Raw genomic sequence first — 521 nt, 5'->3', positions numbered from 1 at the left:
CTTGTATCCTACATAAAACAGACCAAGCAGAATTGGATAGGTTTCTGGATAAAACAGAGTATTGATCGGATTTTTCATAATCAAATACGTTGCGATATAAAGAATAATCGATACGACAAAATACCCCTCAGCAAATCCTAATAAGATTTTTTTCATAGCAGACTCCTATTTACCTGAAAAGAGTGCTCGAGTTGTTAAAATAGCTCCACCTGTATATACAAAACCTTTTACAAAACCAACTGCCACAGGGATAAGAAGGGGAAAGGCTCCCCCTTGAATTTCCTGCAAGTCCGTATCAGTCATTGTTTCAAATTTTAAAATAGATTTTTCCATATCATCTCCTCCTTCTATTACCATCTACTCGTCACATAATTATAACCTGCAATTCCTGCTGCAGTAATTCCACCAGCAATTTTAGCTGCTGTCACAGGATTAGCAATCACCCAAGCTACAATCGGCCATGCTCCCCCATTCACATCCGTCAACTCTTCTTCTGTAAGAGCTACAAAGTTCTGTTCCAT

At 38.4% G+C, this 521-nt stretch carries 2 protein-coding genes; both read right to left on the bottom strand.

The genetic code is table 11. The annotated features are described in order from the left end of the window. Positions 1-165 precede the first annotated feature (165 nt). Entirely contained in the window at positions 166-333 is a 168-nt protein-coding gene (locus GMD1S_RS10880; RefSeq protein ID WP_000415691.1) for a bacteriocin, read from the bottom strand. Between the two features lie 17 nt (positions 334-350). Further along, positions 351-521: class IIb bacteriocin, lactobin A/cerein 7B family (locus tag GMD1S_RS10875; protein WP_000437098.1), on the bottom strand; the 171-nt coding region annotated here is incomplete at its 5' end.

The organism is Streptococcus sp. GMD1S (assembly GCF_000296875.1).
GTDB lineage: Bacteria > Bacillota > Bacilli > Lactobacillales > Streptococcaceae > Streptococcus.
This window is presented reverse-complemented; position numbering and strand designations above follow the sequence as displayed.

Excerpts from the sequence above, each read along its gene's own strand:
- GMD1S_RS10880 (WP_000415691.1), bottom strand. The coding sequence starts at position 333 with ATGGAAAAATCTATTTTAAAATTTGAAACAATGACTGATACGGACTTG.